At 67.4% G+C, this 22,665-nt stretch carries 27 protein-coding genes; 15 read left to right on the forward strand and 12 right to left on the reverse strand.

Features of this window, described 5'->3' with window-relative positions:
- Positions 1-115: 115 nt before the first annotated feature.
- Positions 116-1,315 carry a phosphotransferase family protein gene (locus tag ABD260_RS13930; RefSeq protein ID WP_344233897.1) on the reverse strand — a complete coding sequence of 400 codons (1,200 nt, stop codon included), beginning with the start codon at positions 1,313-1,315 and terminating at the stop codon, positions 116-118.
- A 111-nt stretch (positions 1,316-1,426) separates the two neighbouring features.
- Between ABD260_RS13930 and ABD260_RS13935 the strand changes: the two genes are divergently transcribed.
- The gene (locus ABD260_RS13935; RefSeq protein ID WP_344233898.1) at positions 1,427-2,050 is read left to right on the forward strand and encodes a flavin reductase family protein; all 624 of its coding nucleotides are present in this window, start codon (positions 1,427-1,429) and stop codon (positions 2,048-2,050) included.
- Here the strand turns inward: ABD260_RS13935 and ABD260_RS13940 are convergent.
- Positions 2,031-3,050 (reverse strand): DUF1444 domain-containing protein, encoded by a 1,020-nt coding sequence (locus tag ABD260_RS13940; protein WP_344233899.1) that lies wholly within the window; start codon positions 3,048-3,050, stop codon positions 2,031-2,033. The two genes, ABD260_RS13935 and ABD260_RS13940, sit on opposite strands and share 20 nt — an antisense overlap.
- Before the next feature lie 139 nt (positions 3,051-3,189).
- Here ABD260_RS13940 and ABD260_RS13945 point away from each other — a divergent pair, with 139 nt between their 5' ends.
- Positions 3,190-3,741: an acyl-CoA thioesterase gene (locus ABD260_RS13945; RefSeq protein WP_344233900.1), complete on the forward strand. Its 552-nt coding sequence runs from the start codon at positions 3,190-3,192 to the stop codon at positions 3,739-3,741.
- Between the two features lie 33 nt (positions 3,742-3,774).
- On the opposite strand, the gene ABD260_RS13950 is transcribed toward ABD260_RS13945, so the two are convergent.
- Positions 3,775-4,380 (reverse strand): TetR/AcrR family transcriptional regulator, encoded by a 606-nt coding sequence (locus tag ABD260_RS13950; RefSeq protein ID WP_344233901.1) that lies wholly within the window; start codon positions 4,378-4,380, stop codon positions 3,775-3,777.
- 54 nt (positions 4,381-4,434) lie between these two features.
- Between ABD260_RS13950 and ABD260_RS13955 the strand changes: the two genes are divergently transcribed.
- From ABD260_RS13955 to ABD260_RS13995, 9 genes are all read left to right on the forward strand, one after another.
- Positions 4,435-5,535 carry a DMT family transporter gene (locus tag ABD260_RS13955; RefSeq protein ID WP_344233902.1) on the forward strand — a complete coding sequence of 367 codons (1,101 nt, stop codon included), beginning with the start codon at positions 4,435-4,437 and terminating at the stop codon, positions 5,533-5,535.
- Positions 5,423-5,836, forward strand: coding sequence for a MarR family winged helix-turn-helix transcriptional regulator (locus ABD260_RS13960; RefSeq protein WP_319038460.1), 414 nt, complete (start codon positions 5,423-5,425; stop codon positions 5,834-5,836). Before ABD260_RS13955 ends, ABD260_RS13960 begins: the two co-directional genes overlap by 113 nt.
- 1 nt (position 5,837) lies before the next feature.
- Positions 5,838-7,049, forward strand: a complete 1,212-nt coding sequence (locus ABD260_RS13965) for a glycoside hydrolase family 3 N-terminal domain-containing protein (protein ID WP_344233903.1) — start codon at positions 5,838-5,840, stop codon at positions 7,047-7,049.
- On the forward strand, positions 7,046-7,396 hold the full coding sequence (locus ABD260_RS13970) for a YidH family protein (protein ID WP_344233904.1): 351 nt from the start codon (positions 7,046-7,048) through the stop codon (positions 7,394-7,396). The genes ABD260_RS13965 and ABD260_RS13970 overlap by 4 nt, the downstream gene beginning before the upstream one ends.
- Positions 7,397-7,404: 8 nt before the next feature.
- Positions 7,405-7,713 (forward strand): DUF202 domain-containing protein, encoded by a 309-nt coding sequence (locus ABD260_RS13975; protein ID WP_344233905.1) that lies wholly within the window; start codon positions 7,405-7,407, stop codon positions 7,711-7,713.
- Between the two features lie 140 nt (positions 7,714-7,853).
- Positions 7,854-8,486: a DUF47 domain-containing protein gene (locus tag ABD260_RS13980; RefSeq protein ID WP_184837287.1), complete on the forward strand. Its 633-nt coding sequence runs from the start codon at positions 7,854-7,856 to the stop codon at positions 8,484-8,486.
- Between the two features lie 2 nt (positions 8,487-8,488).
- A complete protein-coding gene (locus tag ABD260_RS13985) occupies positions 8,489-9,487 on the forward strand; it encodes an inorganic phosphate transporter (protein WP_344233906.1) in 999 nt (332 codons plus the stop codon).
- Positions 9,488-9,576: 89 nt separating this feature from the next.
- Entirely contained in the window at positions 9,577-10,713 is a 1,137-nt protein-coding gene (locus ABD260_RS13990; protein WP_344233907.1) for an inorganic phosphate transporter, read from the forward strand.
- 13 nt (positions 10,714-10,726) lie between these two features.
- On the forward strand, positions 10,727-10,960 hold the full coding sequence (locus tag ABD260_RS13995; protein ID WP_344233908.1) for a hypothetical protein: 234 nt from the start codon (positions 10,727-10,729) through the stop codon (positions 10,958-10,960).
- Between the two features lie 46 nt (positions 10,961-11,006).
- Here ABD260_RS13995 and ABD260_RS14000 read toward each other — a convergent pair whose 3' ends face one another.
- A complete protein-coding gene (locus ABD260_RS14000; protein ID WP_344233909.1) occupies positions 11,007-11,537 on the reverse strand; it encodes a hypothetical protein in 531 nt (176 codons plus the stop codon).
- 141 nt (positions 11,538-11,678) lie between these two features.
- Positions 11,679-12,425, reverse strand: a complete 747-nt coding sequence (locus tag ABD260_RS14005) for a lysophospholipid acyltransferase family protein (protein ID WP_344233910.1) — start codon at positions 12,423-12,425, stop codon at positions 11,679-11,681.
- A 161-nt stretch (positions 12,426-12,586) separates the two neighbouring features.
- Here ABD260_RS14005 and thiC point away from each other — a divergent pair, with 161 nt between their 5' ends.
- From thiC to ABD260_RS14020, 3 genes are all read left to right on the forward strand, one after another.
- Positions 12,587-14,188 carry a phosphomethylpyrimidine synthase ThiC gene (gene thiC, locus ABD260_RS14010; RefSeq protein WP_344233911.1) on the forward strand — a complete coding sequence of 534 codons (1,602 nt, stop codon included), beginning with the start codon at positions 12,587-12,589 and terminating at the stop codon, positions 14,186-14,188.
- 193 nt (positions 14,189-14,381) lie between these two features.
- A complete protein-coding gene (locus ABD260_RS14015; protein ID WP_344233912.1) occupies positions 14,382-14,981 on the forward strand; it encodes a transposase in 600 nt (199 codons plus the stop codon).
- Entirely contained in the window at positions 14,978-15,532 is a 555-nt protein-coding gene (locus tag ABD260_RS14020) for a hypothetical protein (RefSeq protein ID WP_344233913.1), read from the forward strand. Before ABD260_RS14015 ends, ABD260_RS14020 begins: the two co-directional genes overlap by 4 nt.
- Positions 15,533-15,534: 2 nt before the next feature.
- Here the strand turns inward: ABD260_RS14020 and ABD260_RS14025 are convergent, their stop codons facing one another.
- Together ABD260_RS14025 and ABD260_RS14030 are read right to left on the reverse strand one after the other, a co-directional pair.
- Positions 15,535-16,119: an RDD family protein gene (locus tag ABD260_RS14025; protein WP_344233914.1), complete on the reverse strand. Its 585-nt coding sequence runs from the start codon at positions 16,117-16,119 to the stop codon at positions 15,535-15,537.
- Between the two features lie 105 nt (positions 16,120-16,224).
- A complete protein-coding gene (locus ABD260_RS14030; RefSeq protein ID WP_344233915.1) occupies positions 16,225-16,962 on the reverse strand; it encodes an RDD family protein in 738 nt (245 codons plus the stop codon).
- A gap of 106 nt (positions 16,963-17,068) precedes the next feature.
- Between ABD260_RS14030 and ABD260_RS14035 the strand changes: the two genes are divergently transcribed.
- Entirely contained in the window at positions 17,069-17,509 is a 441-nt protein-coding gene (locus ABD260_RS14035) for a DUF2752 domain-containing protein (RefSeq protein WP_344233916.1), read from the forward strand.
- Positions 17,510-17,526: 17 nt separating this feature from the next.
- Here the strand turns inward: ABD260_RS14035 and ABD260_RS14040 are convergent, their stop codons facing one another.
- From ABD260_RS14040 to pstS, 5 genes are all read right to left on the reverse strand, one after another.
- Positions 17,527-18,126, reverse strand: coding sequence for a DUF4190 domain-containing protein (locus ABD260_RS14040; protein WP_344233917.1), 600 nt, complete (start codon positions 18,124-18,126; stop codon positions 17,527-17,529).
- Between the two features lie 160 nt (positions 18,127-18,286).
- Positions 18,287-19,063, reverse strand: coding sequence for a phosphate ABC transporter ATP-binding protein PstB (gene pstB / locus ABD260_RS14045; protein ID WP_344233918.1), 777 nt, complete (start codon positions 19,061-19,063; stop codon positions 18,287-18,289).
- A gap of 22 nt (positions 19,064-19,085) precedes the next feature.
- Complete coding sequence (pstA, locus tag ABD260_RS14050) at positions 19,086-20,006, reverse strand: phosphate ABC transporter permease PstA (RefSeq protein ID WP_344233919.1); 921 nt, start codon at positions 20,004-20,006, stop codon at positions 19,086-19,088.
- Positions 20,007-20,082: 76 nt separating this feature from the next.
- Positions 20,083-21,078, reverse strand: coding sequence for a phosphate ABC transporter permease subunit PstC (pstC, locus tag ABD260_RS14055; RefSeq protein ID WP_425553341.1), 996 nt, complete (start codon positions 21,076-21,078; stop codon positions 20,083-20,085).
- 347 nt (positions 21,079-21,425) lie between these two features.
- Positions 21,426-22,538 (reverse strand): phosphate ABC transporter substrate-binding protein PstS, encoded by a 1,113-nt coding sequence (pstS, locus tag ABD260_RS14060; protein WP_344233921.1) that lies wholly within the window; start codon positions 22,536-22,538, stop codon positions 21,426-21,428.
- Between the last annotated feature and the right edge of the window lie 127 nt (positions 22,539-22,665).

Genomic DNA, 22,665 nt, shown 5'->3' on the forward strand with positions numbered 1-22,665 from the left:
CATCGGCATACACAACACCCTCCATCAGGCGTTGCTTAGACCGATGGACTCCGCCGTGGCTCTTACACCAAGAACCCGGTCTTCTTGATCGGTTGGGTCTGGTTGATCGGTTGGGTCAGCGCAGGGTGGACCAGGGCTCCGGTGGGGTGCCGGTGAAGAAGCGGAGGATGCCGAGGAGACGGCTGGTCGGTGGGGCGGTCCAGTGGCGCTGGTTGGGCCAGGGGTCGGCGGGGAGTTTGGAGAGCGCCCAGGAGAGGTGCAACCAGAGGATGCCCGCGGCAAGCTCGTCCTCGGGGATCGACGGTCCGGTACGCCGCGGCGCCGACGCGGGTGGGCTCGGGGCGGCGGAGGTGGATGGGGTCGAACCGGCGGAGGTGGGTGGGGTTGAGGTGGCAGAGATGGGTGGGTTTGAGGTGGCGGACGTTGATGGGGTTGAGGTGGCGGAGATAGCGCCGGTGGCGTGGTTGGTGTGGTGCAGGTAGGTCGGGAGGAGTGTGGCGACGTCGGGGAGGGGGAGTTTGGCGAAGTCCATCGCGGGTGGGGCCCAGGCGGCGTCGCCCCAGTCGATGAGGGCGCGGAAGCTGTTGTCGGGCGCGGCGAGAAGGTTGTGGGTGGCAACGTCGCCGTGGATGAGGACCTTTGGGCCGGTCCGGTCGAAGCGGTTGGCGAGGCGGGTGAACCAGGCGGTGAGCCAGTTGGCTGTTCCTGGGTCCAGGTAGCCCCGCGTGGCGAGGTCGTCGAGTGTGCGGTGCGGATCGCCCCAGTCGTCCAGAGGCAGGTCGGGGATGAAGACCCGAACGTGGCTGGTCGGATCGGGCAGAGTGAGTGCAGGTAGAAGCTCGCTAGCGGCATCGCGAGCAGTTCCCAGGGCGGCTCCGGTGGGTCCGTCGGCAGTTGCCACGGCAGGCTGGTCGGTGGGTCCGTCGGCGGGGCTCGCGGGCGATGGGTTGGGGGCGGGATGAACCTGGTGGAGGCGGGCTAGTTGGATCGCGAGGGCGGTTGGGGTGGTGCGTGGTTCGGTGCCGTGGACTCGTTGCATTACTGCGTACGGGGTGGGTATGAGCTGCTGGGTCGGGTCGTAGTCGACGATGGCGGGGGTGTGGACGCCGGCCAGGCGGGCGATCGGGACTACCTGGGTTTCTTTGTGCAGGTCTTGCTCGAAGCCGGGGCGGGAGACTCGGAGGAATAGGTTGGGACCGAGGACGAAGGCGCGGTTGGCTACGCCGCCCGGGACCTCGTAGACCTGCGCCGTGTCGACGCCGTGGCGGCGCGCGATCGCGGTGACGTGGTCCAGGAACTCGCGCTGCTCGCCCAAGCCGGTTGTCCTTCGTTCAAGGGAGTTGTGCTGCTCGCCCAAGCTGGTTCTCCGTTGGTCAGGGTGGCCGCCGGTGCGGTCGGCGGGCATTGGGTTTGATGTACTGCAGCTGTGCGTGTCGAGGTTGATCCGGAAGCTGCCGGGCGGCGCGAGTTCTACGCGTTGCTCAACTCCGTGGTCGTGCCGCGCCCGATCGCCTGGGTGTCGAGCCGGTCGGCCGGCGGTGTCCTGAACCTCGCGCCGCACTCGTTCTTCACCGTGTCCTGTGTGCAGCCGCCGATGGTGCAGTTCACCTCGGTCGGACGGAAGGACAGCCTGAACAACGTGGAGGCGACCGGCGAGTTCGTGGTGAACTTCGCTGCGGAGCCACTGTACGAGCAGGTGAACGCGTCCGGGACGAATTTCCCGCCGGAGGTTTCGGAGTTCGAAGCGGTCGGGGTCAGCACCGAGCCGTCCCGGACGGTCGGCGTACCGCGGGTGGCGGAGTCGCCGGTGGCGATCGAATGCACGCTGCATCAGACCCTCGAACTCGGTGACTGCACGCTGGTGATCGGCCGGGTCCGGCACATCGCGGTCGATGCGGCGATGCTGGACGGCGACCATCCCGAGATTCGCCGGCTCCGTCCGCTGGCCCGGCTCGGCAAGGACGAGTGGAGTACGTTGGGCGACATCCGGTCGATCACCCGGATCAGGTACGCCGACTGGCCTGGGCATTTCACACCTCCGGGTCACTGACCTTGTTGTTGCTCAGGGCATCTTTTGACAATTCGTGGTCGGACAGCTGCTGGGTGAGGGATTCGAGCACGGGCGACATCCGCAGTGGAGTGTGATCCGGCAGCACGGTCGTGGCTGGATGCCAGGTGAGATCCGGTGTCACCAGATAGACCTCGGCTGACAACGGTCCGGGGTCGCGGGTGTAGCAGCGCGCCGCGACGTTGAGCATCAAGCCAAGAGCCGGGATCACGCTGAGGTCGTTGATCACGTGCAATAGCAGGGTGTCGCGAGCCGGCGCCGCGGCCAGTACGCCATGAGGTGCGTCCACCTTGAGGGACTCCCGCAGCACGGTGTCGAGGACGAGCGCGCGGGACGCCGCGAACGGACTTCCGGTGATGGCGGCGAGGCGGAGCTCGTCATGGTCGAAGTACTCGACTTCGTCGGTCAGGCGGCGGAGGTTCGCCAGACCGTACGCCTCGGCTTGGTCCCAGCTGATGCCGAGATCGGACGGTTTCAGGTACATGGTGATGATGCCGTCGGTCGCGGTGGACGGGACGGACAGCAGGCCGGGGACGAACTCGGGGCGGTCGATGCTCCAGCCGGGTGGGAGTGAGGCGCGGGGGACAAGGCGTTGGATGAGGTCGCGTTGTGGGGCCTCGGGTAGCGGCGCGGTGCCGTTGTCGAGTTGGTCCAGGAGATCGGTGAAGTGCTCGGTCACCAAGGCAGGCCAGAAGTCTTCTGGGTGGCCGGCCAGGATGCGGGCGAGGTTGCTGAGGCCGAGCAGCTGATCGCTTGATGGGTCTGCGGACACGAGGGTGGTGCCGCCGCGGTAGGTCAGGGAGAGACCGAGGTCGGCGGTGGTGGACAGTGCGAGCTGGATGAGTCGCGTGGACTGGCGCCGGGACAGCGGTGGCAGGTCCGGAACGGGGTCGCCGGTATAAACGGCGTGGTCGGCGTGGTCGGCGTGGTCGGCGTGGTCGGGGTTGTGGTCGCGGGCAGGTTCGGTGGTTTCGAGGGGCATCGGAGTCCTCCTTCGGCAGAGAAAGTACGAGGATCGGCCGCCGCCGGAGGGTGGAAATCTGAAGCTGTGGATAACGCCGGGATAGTCTGCGCAGGTCCGGGCAGAGGGCCGCAGACCCGGTAATCGCCAAGGAGTACGTATGTCCAGCAGTCCGTTGTCGCGGCCGACGTCCGAGACCCGGCTGTCGTTGTCGCACATCACCGCGCAGAACGAGACCAACCTGCTCGGTACGGTGCATGGCGGCGTGATCATGACGCTGGTCGACTCGGCGGCGGGCGTGGTTGCGGCGCGGCACTCGGGTGGGCCGGCGGTGACGGCGTCGATGGACGAGATGGTGTTTCTCGTGCCGGTACGGGTCGGCGATGTCGTGCACTTCAGCGCGCAGGTGAACTGGACCGGGCGTAGTTCGATGGAGGTCGGTGTCCGGATCACCGCCGATCGGTGGGACGCGGTGGGCCCACAGGTGCATGTCGCGTCGGCGTACCTGGTGTTTGTTGCGGTGGACGAAGGCGGGCAACCACGTGCGGTGCCGCAGGTCGTTCCGGTGACGGATGAGGATCGGCGGAGGTTGCGCGAAGCAGAGATCCGCCGCAGTCACCGGCTGGCCCGCCGTGCCGCGATCATCGCCTCCCGGCAAGAGGACCAGGCACACGAAGATCAGCAGCAAGAAGATCAGCGGCAAGAAGGCTGAAGAAAGACCCAGCGGCTAAAGAGCAGGAAGGCCCTAACCGCGGGGCCAGGTCTTGAGGATGTCGGCGGCGGCGCGGGTTGCGACTTCGGGCGCGTCGGTCATCGCCGCGACGCGATAACTGACCAGCGCGCCCTCGTGCAGTAACAGCAGCCGGTCCGCCAGCTCGCCCGGATCGGCCAGCCCGGCCAGCCGCGCCTGCGCTTCGAACTCGGCCCGCAGCCAGCGCTTCTGCCCCACGATCACCGGCATCGCCGGATGGTCCGGCGCGGCCAGCTCGACACTCGCGTTGATGAATCCACAGCCGTTCCGCGACCCAGCCAGCCAATCGGTCAGCGCCGCGAACAACGCCAGGATCACGTCCTCCGGCGTCGACGGCCGGCGAGCCGCGAGTTGCTCATCGAGGAACAGATGCCATTCCCGGTTCCGGCGCCCGAGGTACGCCGCGATCAGCCGATCCTTCGAACCGAACCGGTCGTACAGCGTCTTCTTCGTCACGTCCGCGGCCGCCGCGATCGAGTCGACGCCGACGGTCCGGATGCCCTGCTCGTAGAACAGGGTCGACGCGGCCGTCAGGATGCGCTCGCCGGCCGGGGTCAGCCGGGGCGCGGCGGCCACCTCGCGGTCCACGATCAGTCTCATCTGCTGGTCCAGCATACTGACAGTATACCGACCGGTGTGGTTACTGTCCCAACCATGACCACCAACCCCGGAGCGACGAAGAACCCCGGCATGACGAAGAACAAGGCGCTCGCCCTGGCCGCCGGAGCGGGGTTCACGGTGTTCTGGAGCTGCGGCTTCATCGGCGCCCGGTGGGGTACGGAGTACACGACCGCCTTCGATCTGCTCGCCTGGCGGTTCCTGGTCGCGGGTGCGATCGCGGCGATCGTCCTGGCCGTACGGCGGCCGCGGATCTCGCGCCGTGATCTCGTCACCCAGGTGTGGATGGCCGTGCTGACGCAATTCGTGTACCTCGGACTGATCTTCACCGGAATCGACCACGGGATCACCGCCGGTGTCACCGCGCTCATCGGTTCGCTGCAACCACTTCTGATCGCGACCGTCGCCGGACCGCTACTGGGCGAAGTGGTGAGCCGACGGCAATGGATTGGTCTGTTCCTCGGCCTCGCCGGCGTCGCACTGGTCGTCGCGGACGATCTCAGCGCCGGACATGTGAAGCCCCTCCTCTTCCTGATCCCAGTCGCCGGCCTCCTCGGCCTGGTCGCCGGCACCTGTCTCGATCGGCTCCGAAAGCCCACGACGAGTTCACTCGACGCCCTCGCCGTACAGAGCCTCGTGTCGTCCGTACTGTTCACCGCGCTGGCGTCCGCGACGAATCAGCTGACCGTTCCGCGAGAACCAGCCTTCTACGGCGCGGTGTTCTGGCTCGTACTGTTAGCCACCGGCGGCGGCTGGGGTCTGTACCTCGTCAACCTCAAGCTTTCCGGCGCGACCCGCGTCAGCTCACTGCTCTATCTGGTCCCGCCGACCACGATGTTGTTCGCCTTCCTGCTCTTCGGCGAGAGGATCGGCGCACTCGCCGTCCTGGGCATGCTGATTTGTGCCATAGCCGTACTCCTGATCAGGGGCCGGGAACTTGTACGCTGCGGGGATGGCGGAACCCCGGTGGCTGGACCAAAGAGAACAACAGGCCTGGCGCGCGTACATCGCGGCGCAGCGCGTAGTGAGCAGCCGGATCGAGCAGCAGCTACAACGCGACGCCGGCATTCCGCACACGTACTACGAGATTCTCGTCCGGCTGTCCGATGCTCCGGGCAACCGGCTGCGGATGAGTGAGCTGGCGGTCGCCACGCTCGGCTCCCGCAGCCGGCTCTCGCACGCGGTGAACCGGCTCGAGCAGCACGGCTGGGTGAAGCGCGAGGGCATCGAGTCCGACCGTCGCGGTCAGGTCGCGATCCTGACCGAGCTCGGCCGGCAGAAGCTCGTCGACACGGCGCCCGGTCACGTCGAGGAAGTACGCCAGTCGATCTTCGACGCCCTCACCCCGGAGCAGGTCGAGCACTTGTACGACGTCTGTGCGACGCTGGCCCGGCACTCCGGCGACACTGTCGATCGCGCCGCCTGGGAGCGGACCTGAGATGAGGCGTCCGGTCACGCTGATCGCGCTGACTGCCCTAGCCGTAGCCGGTTGCAGCAATGGCGGCAAGCCGACCGCCGGTCCGAGCACGGTGCCGTCATCCTCGGTGCCGACAACCGAGGAGACAACGCCCAGCCCGACCCAAACCCCAACCCACACGCCGACGCCGACTCCGAGCTGCGTCGACCAGAAGCTCAAATCGCTGACCCTGCGCGAGCAGGCTGCCCAACTGATCATGACGGGCATCAACGCCGGCGGCATGACCGCTGCCCAGCGGACCGTCGTCGAGGGCCAGAAGTCGGGCAGCATCCTGCTGGTCGGCAGCGGCGGCAGCCTCGCCCATACCCGCACCGCGATGGCGACCGTGACCGACGCGGCCACGGTCAAGGGCATCCGTCCGCTGATCGCCGCGGACCAGGAAGGCGGTCAGATCCAGCGTCTCAAAGGCTCCGGCTTCGACCGCATGCCGGCCGCGACAGTCCAGGGCGAGTGGTCGGCGGGCAAGCTGACCGCGAAGGCACAGCAGTGGGGCAAACAGCTCAAAGAGGCCGGGGTCAACGTCGATCTGGCGCCGGTCGCGGACGTCGTCCCCGAATCGCTGAAGGATCAGAACGCGCCGATCGGCAAGCTCGACCGGGAGTTCGGCAACACCCCCGAAAAGGTCGGTCCGGCTGTCCGGGCCTTCGTACAGGGAATGAACCAGGCCGGGGTCGCCACCTCGGTGAAGCACTTCCCCGGACTCGGTCGGGTCCGCGGCAACACGGACTTCGCGGCCGGTGTCGTCGACACCACCACGGTCCGCGGCGATGCGGATCTGAAGCCGTTCGCGGACGGTATCGCCGCCGGTACGTCGATGGTGATGATCTCCACCGCCACGTACACCAAGATCGATCCGGACAACCGTGCGGTGTTCTCGCCAACCGTCATCCAGGGGATGGTCCGCGGCGACCTCGGCTGGCGCGGGGTGGTGATCACCGACGACGTCGGTGCCGCCGCGGAGGTCGCGTCGATCCCGGCCGGCCAGCGGGCCACCCGGTTCGTGGCGGCCGGCGGTGACATCGTCATCAACGCCAAGTCCGCGCTGACCGAGCCGATGGTGGACGCGCTGGTCGCGCGGGCCAAGCAGGACCCGTCCTTCGCCACGAAGCTGACGGGTAGCGTGCGGCGTGTGCTGACACTGAAGCAGGACCACGGTCTGGTGAGCTGCGGATGACCGGGTCGGGGCCGGACGAAGAGCAGGAACCCGACTACCGCTTCACCCTGGCGAACGAACGTACCTATCTGGCCTACCTGCGGACCTCACTGGCCTGCTACGCCGGCGGACTGTCAGCGGTCCAGTTCCTCGACCTCGGACCGGACCGCTGGCCGGCCCGGATCATCGGCATCGTTCTGGTCTGTGCCGGGGTCGCCACCACCGCGGGCGCGTTCCGTCGCTGGCAGCAGAACCAGAGCGCGATCCGCCGCGGCGGTGCGCTTCCGGTGACCAGACTGCCGCTGATGCTCGGGGCAACCATCGCGGTGGTCGGGCTGATCGGCCTGCTGTTCTCCCTGTGGCGATAACTGTGGCGATGAGCACACCGGATCCGGGTCGTCAGCCAGAGCGGACGCTGCTCGCGTGGCGGCGTACGTCCCTCGGGCTGATCGCCAACGGCGCTCTGCTGCTTGCCTCCGGCCACGGTTCGTCGGCTGTCCGGACCGGCCTCGGGATCGTCGTCCTGGTGCTCTCGCTGGGCTGCTGGGCCGCCGTGAGCGCGGTTTACCGGCGTACGAAGGGCGGCGCGGTCCATGCCCTCGGCCACGAGAACGTACTTCGGGTGGCCGCCGGCCTGGTACTCGTCGTCGGGCTGTTCGACCTGTACGCCGTGATCACACGATGAAACCGATCAGTTACCGACTGTATAACCCCTGACTGGCCAATTCATCCCGACGCGCTACGTTGACCCCCGCGGGTACCACGTCAACCGCATGTTCCCTCTAGCATGTTCACGGTTTGTCCCTCGTTCATCCGGAGCTTGAAGTGCCGTTACGTCTGCGTCCGAACGACCCGACGTTCTACGACCTTTTCACCGAGTCCGCCAACCACCTCGTGGACGGATCCCGGATTCTGGCGGAGCTGCTCGGCAGTACGGCCGGTACCGGGCTGTCCAACAGCCATCAGATCGCCGCCCAGATGAAGGACGCGGAACACGCGGCCGACGAGACCACGCACTCGATCATCCGGCGGGTCAACTCGACCTTCGTCACCCCGTTCGACCGCGAGGACATCTACCGGCTGGCCTCCGATCTCGACGACGTGATGGACTTCATGGAGGAGGCGGTGGACACCATCCACCTCTTCAACCTGGAGAAGCTGCCGGAGGAGATCGCCGAGCAGATCGAGGTCCTGCAGCGCGCCGCCCAGCTGACCGCCGAGACGATGCCGCGGCTGCGCACGATGAAGGACCTGGCCGAGTACTGGATCGAGATCAACCGGCTGGAGAACACCGGTGACGCGGTCCACCGGCGGCTGATCGCCAAGCTGTTCAGCGGTGAGTACGAAGCGCTCACCGTGATGAAACTCAAGACCGTGGTCGACCTGCTGGAGGCCGCGATCGACGCCTTCGAGCACGTCGCCAACACGGTCGAGCAGATCGCCGTCAAGGAGAGCTGAGCGTGGAGCTCGCGCTCGTCATCGCCGTCGTCGTCATCGCGCTCGCGTTCGACTACACCAACGGTTTCCATGACGCCGCCAACGCGATCGCCACCTCCGTCTCCACTCGCGCGCTGACGCCCCGCGTGGCGCTCGGGATGGCCGCGGCGTTCAACTTCCTCGGCGCCCTGGCCGGTACCGAGGTGGCCGAGACGGTCGGCAAGGGCATCATCAACACGCCGAGCGGCAAACACGGTCTGGTGATCGTGATCGCCGCCCTGATCGGCGCCATCACCTGGAACCTGATCACCTGGTACTTCGGCCTGCCCAGCTCGTCGACGCACGCCCTGATCGGTGGTCTGGTCGGTGCCGGCCTGGCCTCGACCAGTACGGTCCTGTGGTCCGGCATCGTCGACAAGGTAGTCATCCCGATGGTGCTGTCGCCCGCGGTCGGCTTCCTCGGTGCCTTCCTGCTGATGGTCGGGATCCTCTGGCTGTTCCGGCGCAGCAACCCGGGCAAGACCACCCGCGGCTTCCGGATGGCGCAGTCCCTGTCGGCGGCCGCGATGGCGCTCGGGCACGGCCTGCAGGACGCGCAGAAGACGATGGGCGTCATCTTCCTGGCCCTCGTCACCACCGGGCACGCCCAGCAGACCGATGGCATCCCGCTCTGGGTCAAGATCTCGGCCGCGACCGCGATCTCGCTCGGCACGTACTCCGGCGGCTGGCGGATCATGCGGACACTCGGCCGCCGGATCATCCACCTGGACCCGGCCCGTGGCTTCGCCTCCGAGGCGATCTCGGCGGCGGTGCTGTACGTGATGGCGATCGGCCTGCACGCCCCGGTGTCGACCACCCACACGATCACGTCCGCGGTGATGGGCGCCGGCGCCACGAAGCGGCTCTCGGCCGTCCGGTGGGGTGTCGCGAAGGGCATCGTCACCGCGTGGGTGCTGACGATTCCCGCGGCCGGCCTGGTCGCCGCAGCGGTCTACGGGCTGGCTCATCTGATTCTCGAGTAACTGCACCGAACCGGTTCATTTCGAATTCACTCACCAGGCCTACGGTCGAACGAGGCTGCAGCTCGTACGCCCAGGGGAAGTGATGCGCAATGGATCTTTCGTTCCTCGTTGTCGTGGTGATCATCACCGCGTTGGTGTTCGACTTCACCAACGGGTTCCACGACACCGCCAACGCGATGGCGACCTCGATCGCCACCGGCGCCCTGAAACCCAAGGTCGCGGTCGCCGTGTCGGCCGTGCTCAATCTGGTTGGCGCGTTCATCTCCACCGAGGTGGCCAAGACGATCTCCAGCGGCATCGTCGACGATGCCAAGGTGACCGTCCCGGTGATCTTCGGTGGACTGGTCGGCGCCATCCTGTGGAACCTGCTGACCTGGTATCTCGGCCTGCCGAGCTCCTCGTCCCACGCGCTCTTCGGTGGGCTGATCGGCGCCACCTGGATCGCCTCCGGGAGCAGCGCCGTGCACTTCGGCACCGTCGTGCAGAAGATCATCGTCCCGGCCGTCGCCGCACCGATCGTCGCCGGTGTGGTCGCCGTTCTCGGCACCTACCTGGCCTACAAGCTCACCGCGCGGGCGCGGAAGAAGACCGTGACCGACGGTTTCCGGGCCGGTCAGGTCGCCTCCGCCTCGCTGGTCTCGCTGGCGCACGGCACCGGTGACGCGCAGAAGACGATGGGGGTCATCACCCTGGTGCTGATCACCTCCGGCAGCCTCACCAAGGGTTCCGGGCCGCCGATCTGGGTGATCCCCGCTGCCGGCACGGCGATCGCGGCCGGTACCTATCTCGGCGGCTGGCGGATCATCCGGACGATGGGCAAGGGCCTGGCCGAGATCGAGTCGCCGCAGGGCTTCGCCGCGGAGACCAGCTCGACCTCGGTGCTGCTGATCTCGGCACACCTGGGCTTCCCGCTGTCCACCACGCAGGTCTGCTCTGGCAGCATCCTCGGCGCCGGGCTCGGCAAGCGGCTGGCCGAGGTGCGCTGGACAGTAGCCAGCCGGATGGCTGTTGCCTGGCTGCTGACGCTACCGGCCGCTGCGGTCGTCGGCGCGCTGTCCGGTGAGGTGGCCGACTCCGGGAACCTCGGTGTCGTCATCATCGCGATCCTGGCGGTTGCTGCCGGTGGTGCCATCTACGCCGCCTCCCGGCGCCGTCCGGTCACCTCGGAGAACGTGAACGAGTACCCCAGCTCCACGACCCCGGCTACCACGGCCGCGACGGTCTGAGAGGAGTACGGCGATGCATATCGACTGGAGTTCGCTGGGTGAGGTAGCGATCGTCAGCCTGGTCTTCGGTGTCGGCGTAGCAGTGCTGTTCGCGCTGGGGGTGAATGCGATGTCGCGGCGAGCGGTGGCGATCGATGCGAAGCGCCAACCGTCCTTCGTGGACACCGGCGTGGCCGCACTGTGTTTCGCGGCCTGTCTGGCAGCTGTGCTGTACGGGCTGTACCTGATCATCCCGCAGTTCCACTAGTGCTGACGTACGACGGGCGGTCTGGCGGCTGCCCGTCGTACGGGTATCAGCGGTTCCAGCGGCGTACCGACTTGGCCACGTCCTTGCTGCGGATCGACCCCAGGTTGTACTCCCACGCAGCCAGCAGCCGCTCGCCCAGTACCTCCGCATCAAGGTGCGTACGCGGCCGTACCGCGACTGCCCAAGTGGCGGCGGCCGCGTGACCTTGCTGATGCAACAGATGGTCGACTGTGGCTTGGATGCGGCCGCACTGTTCACTGGCGAGCCCATCGGTCGCCCACTCCTGCAGAATCGCGGGATCATCGGCGGTCATCTGGGCCAGATAGGTCAATGGACCGCGCCAGAACCCCTTGCTGCCGATGCCGTCGAGTGACTCCAGTGGGAACCAGCCGTTCTGGTTGCGCCGGCCGTTCACCGCGGACTCGATCTCCCGGGCGCGCTCCGCGGTCAGGTCACGGATCGCCCACTCGACGAAGAACGCGCCGGCGTCCGGGATCTGCTCGGCCACGTGCGGTGCGACCGTCAGCGCACCCGGATCGAACAGGTGCAACTCTTCTTCGCGCGAATCGAAAAACACGACAACTTCCCCCGCCTGTTCGTAGTGCACGGGCCGCGACCGCCGGCCCGCCGAACAGAGACCCCCCAGGTACCTGTTTCGTCAACGAGTGCTTTCGTACCCTCGGACCACCCCAAGGGTCAAGGTCTTGTCCGCGCCCGGCTAGCGGCGTCGTTCCGCCCGGCGGGCCAGTTCCTCGCGGTCCAGCCGCTCGGCCTCCTCCGGAGTCGGCGCGCTGCCGCCGTACGCGGCCGGTAGCCACCAGGCGCCGGCCGGTTGCTCCGGGTAGCTCCGGATGGTCTCGTCCAGCATGCCGGCCATCGTGTCCCGCAGGTGCGCGGTCGCCTCGCCCGGGTCGTCGTCACCCGTCACCGTGATCGGCGCGCCGATGCTGATCGCGATCGGGCGGTGCCTGGAGAAGTCCCGCGGGTGGTCCTTGGTGAACATCCGCTGTGTGCCCCACAGGATCATCGGCAGCACCGGTACGCCCGCCTCGGCGGCCATCCGCACCGTACCCGTCTTGAATTCCTTGAGCTGGAACGACCGGCTGATCGTCGCCTCCGGAAACACGCCGACGATCTCGCCGGCCTGCAGGTGCCGGATCGCCTGCTGGTACGACGCCGCGCCGGCCTCCCGGTCGACCGGGATGTGGTGCATCCCGCGCATCAGCGGGCCCGAGTACCGGTTCCGGAACAGCACCTCCTTGGCCATGAACCGGACCAGCCGTTTGCTCGGCAGCGCACCGTACCCGCCGAGGACGAAGTCGACGTAGCTGATGTGGTTGAGCGCGATCAGCGCGCCACCCGTCCGCGGGACATGCTCCGTACCGGTGCGGCGGATCTGTAGATCCAGCACCGTGAAGGCAGTCTTCGCGAAGGCGATGACGGGCGGGTAGACGATGTCTCGCATGCCCCGATTATGGTGGTCTGCGACAACATTGTGGCCCGCAAGCGGGACACAGGACACCGCGGGAGCTCGCACCGAAGTGGGCTGAGAGGGCGGCTGGACCAGAATCCGGCGCCGCCGACCGCCGAACCTGTCCGGGTAATTCCGGCGTAGGGAGCAGCACCATGGTCAATGTCAGCACCGGCCCGATCTCGGGGTCGGAGAAGATCCGCCGGGGCGAGCTCGGCGTGCCGGCCCGGCGCGTCAACCTCACCAACGGCGAACACTTCGATCTCTACGACACCTCCGGTCCGTACACCGAGGTGGACGCGAAGATCGACCTCGAGGCCGGCCTGCCGCCGTTGCGGCGGGACTGGATCGCGGGGCGCGAGCCCAGCACCCAGCTCGGGTACGCCCGGGCCGGCGTGATCACCGAGGAAATGCGGTACGTCGCCGTCCGGGAAGGACTCGATCCGGAGTTCGTCCGGGCGGAGGTCGCGCGCGGCCGGGCCGTGATCCCGGCGAACCGGTGTCACCCGGAGAGCGAGCCGATGATCATCGGGAAGAAGTTCCTGGTCAAGGTGAACGCCAACATCGGCAACTCGGCCGTCAGCAGTTCGATCGAGGAAGAAGTCGAAAAGCTCGTCTGGGCAACCCGTTGGGGCGCGGACACGGTCATGGACCTGTCCACCGGCAAGAACATCCACGAGACCCGCGAGTGGATTCTGCGCAACTCGCCGGTCCCGATCGGTACCGTCCCGCTGTACCAGGCGCTGGAGAAGGTGAAGGGCGATCCGGCCGAGCTGTCCTGGGAGGTGTATCGCGACACGGTGATCGAGCAGTGCGAGCAGGGCGTGGACTACATGACGGTGCACGCCGGAGTGCTGCTGCGGTACGTACCGCTGACCGCCCGGCGGATCACCGGGATCGTGTCGCGTGGTGGTTCGATCATGGCGGCCTGGTGCCTGGCGCATCACCAGGAGTCCTTCCTGTACACGCATTTCGCCGAACTGTGCGAGATCCTGCGCGCGTACGACGTCACGTTCTCGCTGGGCGACGGCTTGCGGCCGGGATGTATCGCGGACGCGAACGACGAAGCACAGTTCGCGGAGTTGCGTACGCTCGGCGAACTGACCCGGATCGCGTGGGAGCACGATGTCCAGGTCATGATCGAAGGCCCCGGACACGTGCCGATGGACAAGATCGCGGAGAACGTACGGCTCGAGGAGGAGCTTTGCGGCGAGGCACCGTTCTACACATTGGGGCCGTTGGCAACTGATGTGGCACCGGCCTACGACCACATCACGTCCGCGATCGGCGCGGCGCAGATCGGCTGGCTGGGTACGGCGATGCTCTGCTACGTCACGCCCAAGGAGCATCTCGGCCTGCCCGATCGCGACGACGTGAAGACCGGCGTGATCACGTACAAGATCGCTGCCCACGCGGCCGATCTGGCCAAGGGGCACCCCGGCGCGCAGGCCTGGGACGACACGTTGTCGAAGGCAAGGTTCGAGTTCCGCTGGGAGGATCAGTTCAACCTCTCGCTGGATCCGGACACGGCCCGCTCCTTCCACGACGAGACGTTGCCGGCCGAGCCCGCCAAGACCGCGCACTTCTGCTCGATGTGCGGTCCGAAGTTCTGCTCGATGCGGATCACCGCGGACATTCGCGCGTACGCCGAGGAGCACGGGCTGACCTCGGCGGAGGCGGTCGAGGCCGGGTTCGCGGAGATGTCGGAAACCTTCCGCGCCGACGGGCAGAAGCTGTACCTGCCGATCGCCGACTGACCTCAGGCCTGCTCCCGGCTCGCCCGGGAGCGGGCCCTGGGTTGCAGTGTTTTGACCCCGCCGGGCCCTGACTCTGGGTGAAATCGCCGCTCACGGAGTGATCACGTGGAGTTACTGACTGAAGCGATTCAGGTTCTGTCCTTCACTCTACGTGAATAAGGCTGTAGCCTTAACCCCGTCGGAAGGAGGTGCGATGGTCTTCGTCCTAACCGTAGATCAGCGCGACAGCCGAAGCACGAGCGATCTCGTACCCGAGCTACTGAACTCCCTGAACCGCCGGCCGCGGCTGCCCGGACTGCTCCGCAAGTTCGAGCGGACCGCCGGTGACGAGGTGCAGGGCGTACTGTCGGAGGCCCGTGCCACCATCGACGTCATTGTGGAACTGCTCCGCGCGGACGTCTGGTACGTGGGCCTCGGTATCGGTGCGGTGACCGAGCCGCTGCCGCGAAGTACGCGCGCGGGCAGCGGGGCGGCGTTCGTGTACGCGCGGGAAGCAGTGACCCGGGCCAAGTCGAGCCCGCACCCGGTCAACGTGGTCGGACCGGACGTCCGCGGCGCCGAGCGGGTCGAAACCGTGCTGTGGCTGATGGCGTCCGTGCTGCGGCGCCGGAGCGAACGCGGCTGGGCGGTGGCGGATCTGTTGTCAGAAGGACTCACCAGGCGGGAGATCGGCGTGAAACTAGGGATCAGCCAGTCGGCGGTGACCCAGCGGGCCCAGGCGGCCGGCTTCGCCGAGGAGCAACGCGGACGGGCGCTGGCCGCGGACCTCCTCGACGCAGGGGATGCTGCGTGACGGCGCTGGTCCTGTCGCTCACCGCTGCCGGACTGATCCTCGCCGTCCTGGCCTGGGTGCCGAAGTCCGGCTCCACTCTCGAAATCGTCATCAGTGCGGTCATGCTGGCCTGTCTGGGCGCAGTCGGCGTACTGCTGCTGGCTGAGGACGGCGTGGCCAGCTGGCCCGAGCGCTGGTGGAACGCGCTGCTACTACTGGCCGGCGGCCTGGCTGTCACCGGAGGCGGTCCACTGACCACATCAGTGCTGGCACTAGCGGACCGGCGCAGTACGCGTGCCCAGTCGACTCAGAAGGCCGGTGAGGTGCTGCGGGGCGGTGCACTGATCGGTGCGCTCGAGCGGCTCGCTGTGTACGGTGCACTGGTCTCTGGCTGGCCGGAGGGCATCGCGGTAGTGCTGGCCATCAAGGGCTTGGCCCGCTACCCGGAGCTGCGCAGTCCGGACCAGCCCGCGTCGGTGACACCCCAAGCGGTCGCGGAACGCTTCATCATCGGCACGTTCACCAGCGTCCTGTGGGCAGTCACCTGCGCGGGTCTACTGCGATCGCACTGACCTCAGGCGCGGATGACGACGTCGTCGACGACCTTGTCGTGCCAGGTCTGCTGTTTGTCGTCCCAGAGCGGCCAGAGCACGTTGAGAACGCAAAGCTGGTTGAAGATCTGGGCGCACACCTCGCGAGCGATGGTCTTGCCGGTGCCGATCAGCTGGCCTGTGCGCGCGTCGACGATCCGTAGCCCGGTCACCTTCTTGCCGAAGGACTGGCCGGTGCTGCCCTGCCGGACGATGCGGTTCCAGACCCAGACAACGAACGCCAGCGCGAATCCGCCGAGCATCGCGAACCCACCACCGGGCCCGAGATCCTCCTTGTTGCCGTCGATGACCAGCGCGATCAGTACCCCGGCGATCGACGGGATCGCGGTCAGCAGTGCGTCGAGCAGGTACGCGCCGACGCGGATCGGCCACTCCGCCAGCCGGCCGGGAGCTACGTACCGATAGCCCTGACCGGGTTGTGGATAAGGGTTGTAGCCCTGCGCCGGGTGCTGGCCGGGCGGGAACTGCCCCGGTTGTCCTGGTGGGAACTGGCCTGGTTGGCCGGGTGGGTACTGACCGCCGTAAGGCCCTGAGGGAGGGGTGGTCACGAGAGGTCCTCTCTGCGGCGAACTGATTGCCGGGCACAAGTATCGCCGAAACGGCCGGACGCCGCGGCCAGCTCGGCCACGGCGTCCGGGATCGTCAGCTCGGCGTCAGAGCTTGATGACGTAGGTGTTGTTGATCTTGTCGGCGAACGTCTGCCGCTTCTCATCCCACAGCGGCCACAGGTACCCGAGGTAGCAGGCCGCGCCGTCGAGGACGTGGGTCAGCTGGCGCAGGAACGTCTTGCCGGCACCGAGCGGCTGGCCGGTGTCCGCGCCGACCAGCTTCAGGCCGAGCACCTGCTTGCCGACGGTCTGGCCGGTGCTGCCCTGGCGGATGATGATGTTCCAGATCGCCAGACCGAGGCCGACCAGGTACAGCAGGACGCCGAAGATCCTGACCACGGAGTTGTCGACGTTGGCGATCGCGGACCCGAGACCGCAGGGCACACCAATGATGACGGAGTCGACGAACCAGGCACCGACCCGGTTCGGCCAAGCCGCCAGGTTGCCCGGGATGCCACCTCCGTACGCGCCCGGCTGGCCGTACGGGCCGTAGCCCTGCTGGTACGGCTGCCCGTACTGACCAGGCTGCTGCCCGTACTGCCCCGGCTGCTGCGGATAACCCGGCTGCTGTCCGTACTGACCAGGCTGCCCCGGCTGTTGCCCGTACTGCCCCGGCTGACCGGGCTGCTGGCCGTACTGACCCGGTTGACCGGGCTGCTGCCCGTACCCCGGCTGCTGCCCGTACTGGCCGGGCTGCTGGCCGTACTGCCCAGGCTGGCCGTACTGACCCGGTTGTTGTGGGTCTTGCGGGCCGTAACCCGGTGGTGGCGTCGGAGTGCTCACGACGATCCCTTCTGTGTATTGCTGTTTGAGGAGTGAGTTGCAGGCTAGTGGTCGGACGGATCAGCCCTGCCGACGGATCCGCCCTGTTCGGGGTTACCTTTGGACGGTGAGCCTGTCGCAGAGCGTCTTCGTCCGCCCCACGGGTCCGGTCCGGCCGTTGGATCGACGAGTGTGGGGGCTGTCAGCAGTCGGTGTGGGCGGATTCGCGCTGGCAGCCGTGTATCAGCTGTCCAACCAGCGGATCGGCATCCCGTGCATCCTGCACGCCACCACCGGACTGAACTGTCCACTCTGCGGATCGACCCGGATGGCGGCCGCGCTGCTCCGCGGCGATCTGGCCGCCGCGTGGCACTTCAACCCCGTGATCCTGGTGCTCGGCCCACTGGCCGGTGTTGCCCTTGGCTACCAGGTGCTCGCCTGGACCCTGGAGTCCCTGCGGGTGGTGCGCTTGCCCCGGCTGTCGATGAGCCCGCGCGCGGCGGACTGGCTGATGAAGGGCCTGATCGTGTTGCTGGCCGCGTACGGCATCGCCCGCAACCTGGTCTGACAGCCGGGGAGCACTGCTCAGTTGCTGTAACGCACGAAGTAGCTGATGGCCGAAAGTGCGATCGACACCACGCCACCGATCCACGCGACCTTCGCCAGCGTGTCCGGACGGCCCTGCTCGCGGAACTTGCCCTGAGCAATCAGACCGAGCACCACTGACGCGATACCGCAGCAGAACCAGCAGACGATGCCGATGATGGCGAGGGTCTTCGGGGTGTTGTTCTGCGGCTGCGCGCCATACCCGTAGCCGCCAGGCCCCGGCTGGCCGTACTGACCCGGCTGCTGACCGTAACCGCCCGGCTGTTGGCCATAGCCACCTGGCTGCTGGCCGTAGCCACCCTGCTGCCCGTACCCAGGCTGCTGGCCGTAGCCCGGCTGCTGCCCGTACTGCCCGGGCTGACCCGGGTACTGCTGGCCGTACTGCCCAGGCTGCTGTTGCCCTGGCTGCTGCTGCCCGTACTCACCGGGCGGCTGCTGACCGTACTGGCCTGGCTGCTGCTGGCCGTACGGGTCGCTCTGACCGTACGGGTTCGGCTGTTCACCCGGAGTCTCGGGAGTGTCCTGCGGCCTGTTCTGGTCGTTCTGGTCGTCGCCGGGAGGAGGCGTCGGAGTGCTCACCGCGGTTCCCTTCTGAGAACGTCGAGGAATCTTCGCAGGTTATCTTTCCCACCGGTTCACGGTCACGTCCCCACACCGGGCCACCGGCCCGAAACGGGCACCGGCCGCCGCGACGACGCGTCGCGACAGCCGGTGACAAGACCGTGAGGCAGGACGAGGCTCAGCCGAAACGGCCGGTGATGTAGTCCTCGGTGGCCTTCTCCGTCGGGTTGGAGAAGATCTGCTTGGTCGGTGCCATCTCGATCAGCCGGCCGGGCTTGCCGGTCGCGGCCAGGTTGAAGAACGCGGTCTGGTCCGAGACCCGGGCCGCCTGCTGCATGTTGTGCGTCACGATCACGACGGTGAACTTGTCCTTCAGCTTCTCGATCAGGTCCTCGATCGCCAGTGTGGAGATCGGGTCCAGCGCCGAGCACGGCTCGTCCATCAGGATCACCTCGGGCTCGACCGCGATCGCGCGCGCGATGCAGAGCCGCTGCTGCTGACCACCGGACAGGCCGGCACCCGGCTTGTCCAGCCGGTCCTTGACCTCGTTCCACAGGTTGGCGCCCTTGAGCGACTGCTCGACCACCTCGGCCAGCTTCTTCTTGTCCTTGACGCCGTTCAGCTTCAGGCCGGACGCGACGTTGTCGAAGATCGACATCGTCGGGAACGGGTTCGGCCGCTGGAAGACCATGCCGACGACCCGCCGGACGGCCACCGGGTCCACGCCGGAGCCGTACAGGTCCTGCTGGTCCAGCATCACCTTGCCCTCGACGCGGGCGCCGGGGATCACCTCGTGCATCCGGTTCAGGGTGCGCAGGAAGGTGGACTTGCCGCAGCCGGACGGACCGATGAACGCGGTGACCGAGCGGGGCTCGACCGTCATCGACACGTCCTCGACGGCCTTGAAATCGCCGTAGTAGACGTTGAGGCCGCTGACCTCGATGCGCTTCGCCATATCGACTCAGAACCTCTCGTGACTATTTCGACTTGATGGCGCTGAACCGGGCGATCAGCCGGGCCAGCAGGTTGAGGGCAAGGACCAGCAGGATCAGCGTCAGCGCCGCCGCCCAGACCCGGTCGGCCGCGTTCGGCAGCGCCAGCTCGGTGCGGTCCTGGTTGATCATCGTCGGCAGTGCGCCCATGAAGCCGTTGAACGGATTCAGGTTGATGTTCTTCGAGTAGCCGACCAGGATCAGCAGCGGCGCGGTCTCACCCATCACCCGGGCCAGACCGAGCATCACGCCGGTGACGATGCCGCCGAACGCGGTCGGCACGACGACCTTCAGGATCGTCTTCCACTTCGGCACTCCGAGCGCGTACGACGCCTCGCGCAACTCGTCCGGTACCAGCTTGAGCATCTCCTCGGTGGAGCGCAGCACGACCGGGAGCATCAGCAGTACCAGGGCCAGCGAGACCGCGAAGCCGACCCGGTTGAAGCCGAAGATGGTGATCCAGACCGCGTAGATGAACAGCGCGGCGACGATCGACGGCACCCCGGTGAGGATGTCGATCATGAAGCTGACGACCTTCGCGGTCCGGGTGCCCTTGCCGTACTCGACCAGGAAGATCGCACCGAGGATCGCGATCGGCACCGCGATCACCGCGGTGATCAGGGCCATGATCAGCGTGCCCATGATCGCGTGGTACGCGCCGCCGCCCTCCCGGCGGACGGTGATGCCGCGCTGCGACTGGCTCCACCAGTCGGCGGTCAGCAGCAGGTGGTAGCCCTTGCTGACCACGGTGAACAGAATCCAGACCAGCGGGATCATCGCCAGCACGAAGGCGAGCACGATCAGTACGGTGGCCAGCGTGTTCCGGAACGCCCGCGCCCCGGACTTACCACTCAGATCCAGCACTTTGCCGTCGTACGCGGGCTTGTTCTCGGCGATCAAACTCATCGACGTCCTCGCTTCGCTCCGGGCGCCGACGAGGCACTAGACGGGCTGTGTTTCTTGGTTCGCTCGCTGCGCTCGCTCACGAGGACGCTCCTTCCGCTGCGGTGGAACCGGCGCGGCGGTTCCGGCGCGGCCGCTTCTTGCCGGGGGCGCTGCGGTCGACGATGATCCGGGCCGCGGAGTTGACCAGGAACGTGACCACGAACAGGACCAGACCGGCCGCGATGTACGCGCCGGTCTTCTCCGGCGAGTCGAACTCGGCGGCGTTGTTGGCGATCTTCGACGCGAACGTCTCACCACCGGCGAAGATCGACGAGTTCCATGGGTCGTTGCCGTTCGGCACCGACAGGATGATCAGCACCGCGACGGTCTCACCGAGCGCCCGGCCGAGGCCGAGCATCGACGCGCTGACCACGCCGGAGCGCCCGTACGGCAGGACCGCCATCCGGACCATCTCCCACTTGGTGGCGCCGAGCGCCAGCGCGCCTTCGCGGTGCGCGATCGGCGTCTGGGCGAAGATCTCCCGGCTGATCGCGGTGACCACCGGCAGGATCATGATCGCCAGCACCACCGAGGCGGTGAAGACCACGCCGACGTTGTCGCCGACCGGCTTCGCGAACACCGGCATCCAGCCGAGCGCGTCGGACAGCCCGTTGATCACCGGAAGCAGGATCGGGGCGAAGAACAGCGCGCCCCACAGGCCGTACACGATCGACGGCACGGCGGCCAGCAGGTCGACCGCGTGCGCGACCGGCGCGGCCAGCTTCTTCGGGGCGTAGTACGTGATGAACAGCGCGACGCCGATCGCGATCGGGACCGCGATGATCATCGCGATGATCGAGCTGACCACGGTGGTGTAGAAGAGCGCGGCAATACCGAACCGCGGGTTGTCGCCGCCCGGCTCCCAGATCCGGGAGAACAGGAAGCTGCTCTTGTCGTCGGCGAGGGCCGGAATCGCCAGCGCCAGCAGGAAGATGCCGACGAACGCGACGATCAGGACCACCAGGCCGCCGGAGCCGCGGGCCAGCCCGCCGAACAGCCGGTCACCCAGGTGGCCGACCGCGCCGAGCTCCAGCTTGCGGCCGCCGCTCTCGGCCGGCTGCTGTTCGGTGTGCTCGGTGTGCCCAGTGTGCTCGGTCTGCTGGGTGTGCTCTTCGGCCAGCTCCTCGAACCGCGGGGCCGGACCGGCGTCCTCGTGGACCAGATCCTCGATCTTTGCTTCAGCGGCATCCGCCGCGGCCACCTGGTCCGCGGCCGTGCCGTCCGGCCGGTCGGGCGGTGCCGTGCCGTCTGGACTACTCATCGATGGTGCTCCAAGCGCCTGAGTCGTGAACTGTGACGTCGGGTCTGACGAGGCGAAGCCCCGGCCGTCCTCCGATGACTCGGGGACCGGCCGGGGCTCGCATCAGTGCTGCTTCGCGATCAGCTGATCGCCTGGATCGCGGCCTCGACCTTGGTCTGGATCTCGGCCGGGAGCGGCGCGTAGTTCAGGTCGGTCAGCGAAGCCTGGCCGTCCTTGCTGACGAAGTAGTTCAGGAAGCTCTTCACCAGCGCGGTCTTCTCGGCCGGGAGACCCTTGGTGCAGGCGATCTCGTAGGTGACCAGGATGATCGGGTACGCACCCGGGGCCTTGGTCGCGTAGTCGAGCTTCAGGGCCAGGTCCGAACCGGTGCCGGCCGGCTTCGCGGCGACCAGCGCCTTGCCCGCGGACTCGGTGGACAGCTCCACCGGGGTGCCGGAGCCGTTGTCGATCTGCGCGACGCCGAGCTTGTTGTCGACGGCGTACGACCACTCGACGTAGGTGATCGAGTTCTTGGTGCTCTTCACACCTTCGGCGACACCGGCCGACTTCTCCTTGCCGGAGCCGGTACCGGTCCACTTCTTGGCCGGCTCACCGGTCCAGGCGCCGCCACCGGAGGCCTTCAGGTACTTGGTGAAGTTCTCAGTGGTGCCGGACTCGTCGGAGCGGAAGAACACCGAGATCGGCGTCGACGGGAGGGTGACGCCGGCGTTCAGCTTGGCGATCGCCGGGTCGTTCCAGGTCTTGATCGAGCCCTGGAAGATCTTCGCCGCGGTCGGGCCGTCGAGGGTCAGCTTGCTGACGCCGTCCACGTTGTAGGCGATCGCGATCGGACCGATCACCATCGGCAGGTCGACGGCCGGGTTGTTCGCGCAGCGCTTCGTGGCCGCGGTCATCTCGTCCGGCTTCAGGGCCGAGTCGGAGCCGGCGAAGTCCACCTGGTTCGCGTTGAACTGCTTGATACCCGCACCGGAACCGGTCGGGTTGTAGTTCACCGTGACGTCGGCGCACTTCTCGTTGTACTTGCTGATGACCTCTTCGATGGCGTTCTTCTGCGCCGACGAGCCCTCGGCGTTCAGGGTGCCCTTCGGGCAGTCGCCCCCGGCGGACGACGCCGAGGAGTCGGGGCTCGACGAGCCGGACGGCTGCGGGTCGCTGCCACAAGCGCTGAGCGCGAGGACGCCAAGGGATGCCACGGCGACGGAGCCGACGCGGAACAGGCGATTGACGGACACGAGAATGTTGCCCTTCTGCGGGATCAGACTTCTGAACTTCCACAGACGGTAGGGAGAGCAGATGACGCGGCGGCCCGTCGCTGGTGAACTGGCGGTGAACGGTTCCGGTAGCCTGCGCGACGGATGG

This window comes from Kribbella hippodromi, assembly GCF_039531045.1.
Taxonomy (GTDB): domain Bacteria; phylum Actinomycetota; class Actinomycetes; order Propionibacteriales; family Kribbellaceae; genus Kribbella; species Kribbella hippodromi.

Bases quoted from the DNA above. Each gene is read 5' to 3' on its own strand.
- ABD260_RS13965 (WP_344233903.1), top strand. From the start codon at position 5,838: ATGAGGCGTCCGGTCACGCTGATCGCGCTGACTGCCCTAGCCGTAGCC.
- ABD260_RS13955 (WP_344233902.1), top strand. From the start codon at position 4,435: ATGACCACCAACCCCGGAGCGACGAAGAACCCCGGCATGACGAAGAAC.
- pstA (WP_344233919.1), bottom strand. From the start codon at position 20,006: ATGAGTTTGATCGCCGAGAACAAGCCCGCGTACGACGGCAAAGTGCTG.
- ABD260_RS13945 (WP_344233900.1), top strand. From the start codon at position 3,190: ATGTCCAGCAGTCCGTTGTCGCGGCCGACGTCCGAGACCCGGCTGTCG.
- ABD260_RS13940 (WP_344233899.1), bottom strand. From the start codon at position 3,050: ATGCCCCTCGAAACCACCGAACCTGCCCGCGACCACAACCCCGACCAC.
- ABD260_RS14015 (WP_344233912.1), top strand. From the start codon at position 14,382: ATGGTCTTCGTCCTAACCGTAGATCAGCGCGACAGCCGAAGCACGAGC.
- ABD260_RS13995 (WP_344233908.1), top strand. From the start codon at position 10,727: ATGCATATCGACTGGAGTTCGCTGGGTGAGGTAGCGATCGTCAGCCTG.
- ABD260_RS13970 (WP_344233904.1), top strand. From the start codon at position 7,046: ATGACCGGGTCGGGGCCGGACGAAGAGCAGGAACCCGACTACCGCTTC.
- pstB (WP_344233918.1), bottom strand. From the start codon at position 19,063: ATGGCGAAGCGCATCGAGGTCAGCGGCCTCAACGTCTACTACGGCGAT.
- ABD260_RS13950 (WP_344233901.1), bottom strand. From the start codon at position 4,380: ATGAGACTGATCGTGGACCGCGAGGTGGCCGCCGCGCCCCGGCTGACC.
- ABD260_RS14005 (WP_344233910.1), bottom strand. From the start codon at position 12,425: ATGCGAGACATCGTCTACCCGCCCGTCATCGCCTTCGCGAAGACTGCC.
- ABD260_RS13975 (WP_344233905.1), top strand. From the start codon at position 7,405: ATGAGCACACCGGATCCGGGTCGTCAGCCAGAGCGGACGCTGCTCGCG.
- ABD260_RS13990 (WP_344233907.1), top strand. From the start codon at position 9,577: ATGGATCTTTCGTTCCTCGTTGTCGTGGTGATCATCACCGCGTTGGTG.
- thiC (WP_344233911.1), top strand. From the start codon at position 12,587: ATGGTCAATGTCAGCACCGGCCCGATCTCGGGGTCGGAGAAGATCCGC.